3 protein-coding genes are annotated in these 3963 nt (G+C 69.6%); all 3 read left to right on the top strand.

The window, feature by feature from the left end; genetic code table 11:
- On the top strand, positions 1 to 726 hold a 726-nt coding region (locus QH283_RS11310), incomplete at its 5' end, for a carbohydrate ABC transporter permease (RefSeq protein ID WP_280502966.1).
- A gap of 79 nt (positions 727 to 805) precedes the next feature.
- Positions 806 to 1627 carry a carbohydrate ABC transporter permease gene (locus QH283_RS11315; protein ID WP_280502968.1) on the top strand — a complete coding sequence of 274 codons (822 nt, stop codon included), beginning with the start codon at positions 806 to 808 and terminating at the stop codon, positions 1625 to 1627.
- Positions 1628 to 1760: 133 nt separating this feature from the next.
- Positions 1761 to 3963: transglycosylase domain-containing protein (locus tag QH283_RS11320; RefSeq protein ID WP_280502967.1), on the top strand; the 2203-nt coding region annotated here is incomplete at its 3' end.

The following is a 3963-nucleotide window of genomic DNA, read 5'->3' on the forward strand; positions in this document are numbered from 1 at the left end:
GGCGAGACCATCGCCTGCCCGACCGGCAACCTGGGGTCGCAGTTCTGGACCGCCATCGGCATCACGGTCTTCTTCGCCGTCGTCACGGTCTCGCTGGAGGCCGTGCTCGGCCTGATCATGGCCGTGGTCATGAGCAAGAGCTTCACCGGACGGGCGCTGCTGCGCGCGGCGGTGCTCATCCCGTGGGCCATCCCCACCGCCGTCACGGCGCGGCTGTGGGAGTTCATGTTCCAGTACGACGGCGTGGTGAACCGGGTGCTCGGCACCCACATCCTGTGGACCTCCGACCCGTGGGCGGCCCGGTTCGCGGTGATCGTGGCCGATGTGTGGAAGACGACGCCGTTCATGGCGTTGCTCATCCTGGCGGGTCTGCAGGTGATCCCGAACGACGTGTACGAGGCCGCCAAGGTCGACGGCGCCACCGCATGGCAGCGGTTCACCCAGATCACCCTGCCGCTGCTCAAGCCCGCGCTGATGGTGGCGATCCTGTTCCGCACCATGGACGCGCTGCGCATGTACGACCTGCCCGCCATCCTGACGCTGAACAACCCGGACACCAGGACGCTGTCGATCCTGGTGGTCGACCAGGTCCGGCAGGGCCCCAACAGCGCGGCGGCCCTGTCGACCATCACGTTCCTGCTGATATTCGCCGTGGCGTTCGTGATGGTGAAGTTCCTGGGCGCCAACGCGGTGCGGACCCAGGAAGCTCAGCGAGAGGCGCACTGACATGGCCACCACGACCGCCGCCGCCCCCGAGGCGGGGAAGAAGAAGCCGAACGTCGACCCGGTGCCGTGGACCAAGCGGATCGCGGGCCTGCGGATCTACCTCGGCGCGCTGATCGTGCTGTTGTGGGGTCTCGGCCCGTTCTACTGGATGGCGGTCACCGCCTTCCGCGACCCGGCCTACACCTTCGACAACACCCCGTGGCCGACGCACGTCACGCTGGAGAACTTCCGCAACGCCTTCGACACCAGCCGGGGCAACGACTTCGGCCGGGCGATGCTCAACAGCGTGATCATCGGCTCGATCACCACGGTGATCGCGCTGGTGATCGGCGTGTTCGCCGCCTACGCGCTGGCGCGGCTGGTGTTCAAGGGCAAGTACATCGTGGCCGGGCTGATCCTCAGCGCCTCGATGTTCCCGGTCGTCGTGCTGGTGACCCCGCTGTTCCAGCTGTTCACCAGCCTCGGCTGGATCGGCCAGTACCAGGCGATGATCATCCCGAACATCTCCTTCGTGCTGCCGATGACGGTCTACATCCTCGCCTCGTTCTTCACCGAGCTGCCCTGGGAGCTGGAGGAGGCCGCGCGCATCGACGGCGCGACCAAGGGGCAGGCCTTCCGGCTGGTGATGCTGCCGCTGGCCGCGCCCGCGGTGTTCACCACCGCCATCCTGGCGTTCATCGCCGCGGTCAACGAGTACCTGCTCGCCCGGTTGCTCTCCGGTGACAAGACCGAGCCGGTCACCGTCGCCATCGCCCGCTTCTCCGGCAACGACCCGCTGGTGCAGCCGTACGCGGCGATCATGGCGGCGGGCACCTTGGTGACGATTCCGCTGGTCATCATGGTGCTGCTGTTCCAGCGCCGGATCATCTCCGGCCTGACCGCGGGCGGCGTCAAGAGCTGATCCGCCACGAGAGCCCCCGGCAACTGCGATAGCTGTGCTGTTGCCGCCCGGCCGAACGTGTCGAGCCACCCTGTAAAGTGCAGGGTGGCTCGATCGTTTTCGTGAGGGACCGACGCTCCGAAGGGAGAAACTCGTGGGCGCGTTCGGCAGGCGAGGGGGGCAGCGCGAGGCCGGAGGCGAGACCGACAGACCGCCGCACGCCACGCTCGCGGGCTGGCGTCAGTCCCAGCGGGACCAGGCCGATCGGGAGGGCGATCCGGCGGCGCGCTCCGAAGACGGGGAGCCCGCGCCCGGCGACAGACGCACGGGCGGCCTGCGCCGGCTGGCGCTGGCGCTGTTCGTCATCTTCGTCGGCGTCCCCGCCCTGCTGTTCGCGCTGGTGTACTGGCGCTCGGAGATCCCCGACCCGTCCGCGGTGCGGACCAATCAGATCGCCACCATCACCGCCTCCGACGGCACCACCGTCATCGCGACCATCGTCCCGCCGGAGGGCAACCGGACCCCGGTGCCGCTGAGCGAGGTCCCCCAGCACGTGCGCGACGCCGTGCTCTCCGCCGAGGATCGCGGCTTCTACTCCAATCCCGGTTTCTCCACCTCCGGCTTCCTGCGCGCGGCCCGCGACAACCTGCTCGGCCGGGAGGACGCGGGCGGCGGCTCCACCATCACCCAGCAGTACGTGAAGAACGCGTTCGTCGGCTCCGAGCGCACGGTCAGCCGCAAGATGCGCGAGCTGGTCATCGCCACCAAGATGGCCAGGCAGTGGACCAAGGACGAGATCCTCGCCGCCTACCTCAACACCATCTACTACGGGCGCGGCGCCTACGGCATCGCCGCCGCCTCGCGCGCCTACTTCGGCAAGCCGCCCGCCGAGCTGACCCTGGCCGAGGGCGCTGTTCTGGCCGCGGTGATCCGCACCCCGTCGATCCTCGACCCGGAAACCCACCTCGACGAGCTGAAGGCGCGCTGGCAGTACGTCGTCGACGGCATGGTGACCATGGGGGTGCTCGCCCCCGGAGACCGGGACGCGGTGCGCTTCCCCGAGATCGCGCCGCTGGCCGACGTGCCGGAGGACAGCGCCGCCCGTGGCCCGGAGGGACTGATCCGCACCCAGGTGCTGAAGGAACTGCGCGAGTACGGGATCAGCGATCTCGAGATCGACACCGGCGCGCTGCAGATCACCACCACCATCGACGTGCGGGCCCAGCAGGCGGCCATGGCGGCGGTGCGCTCGCGGCTGAGCGGGCAGCCGCCGGAACTGCGCGCCGCGGTGGTCTCCGTCGACCCGCGCTGGGGCTCGGTGCGGGCCTACTACGGCGGCGAGGACGGCACCGGTTACGACTTCGCGCAGGCGCCGTTGCAGACCGGCTCGTCGTTCAAGGTGTTCGCCGCGATCGCCGCCCAGCAGCAGAGCATCCCGCTGACCAAGGTGATCGACTCCGCGCCGGTCACCGACCACGGTGTGACCATCACCAATGTCGACAACGAGAGCTGCGGGCAGTGCTCGATCGCCGAGGCGCTCAAACGCTCGCTCAACACCAGCTTCTACCGGCTCACCCTGTCGATGATGAACGGCGCGCAGGCCATCGCCGACGCCGCGCACCAGGCGGGCATTCCCGAGCGCATCCCCGGCCTCGAGCACGAGACGCTGACCGAGTTCGGCGGCCCGCCCTACAACGGGATCGTGCTCGGCCAGTACCAGGTCCGCCCGATCGACATGGCTTCGGCCTATGCCACCATCGCCGCCTCCGGGATGTACCACAAGCCGTACTTCGTGCAGCGGGTGGTGACCGGCGACGGCCGGGTGCTGCTGGACCGCGCGGGCCCGGACGGGCCGATCGGTGAGAAGCTGCCAGAGCCGGAACAGCGCATCGACCCCGAGATCGCGAACAAGACGGTGCAGGCGATGCTGCCGATCCCCGCCTACTCCAACGGCAACGCGCTGGCGGGCGGTCGGCCCGCGGGCGCCAAGACCGGCACCACCCAGCTCGGCGACACCGGGGAGAACAAGGACGCCTGGATGGTCGGCTTCACCCCGCAGCTGTCGACCGCGGTGTGGGTGGGCACCGAGCAGTCGCTGCCGCTGCGCACCGCCGGCGGGGCCCGCATCTACGGTTCCGGCCTGCCCGCGCAGATCTGGAAGGCGACCATGGACGGCGGGCTGGAGGGCGAGCCGATCGAGCAGTTCCCGCAACCGGAGCCGTCCTGGGACGGCCAGATCATCGCTCCGCAGGGCAACGGCAACGGCGGCGGCGCGCGCGACAACGGCAATCCGTACGACATCCTCAACCCGCCGCAGACCCAGCAGCCGCAGGGGCCGGTCATCGTCTTCCCGACCG

The sequence above is a fragment of the Nocardia farcinica genome (assembly GCF_029867845.1).
Classification (GTDB): domain Bacteria; phylum Actinomycetota; class Actinomycetes; order Mycobacteriales; family Mycobacteriaceae; genus Nocardia; species Nocardia farcinica_A.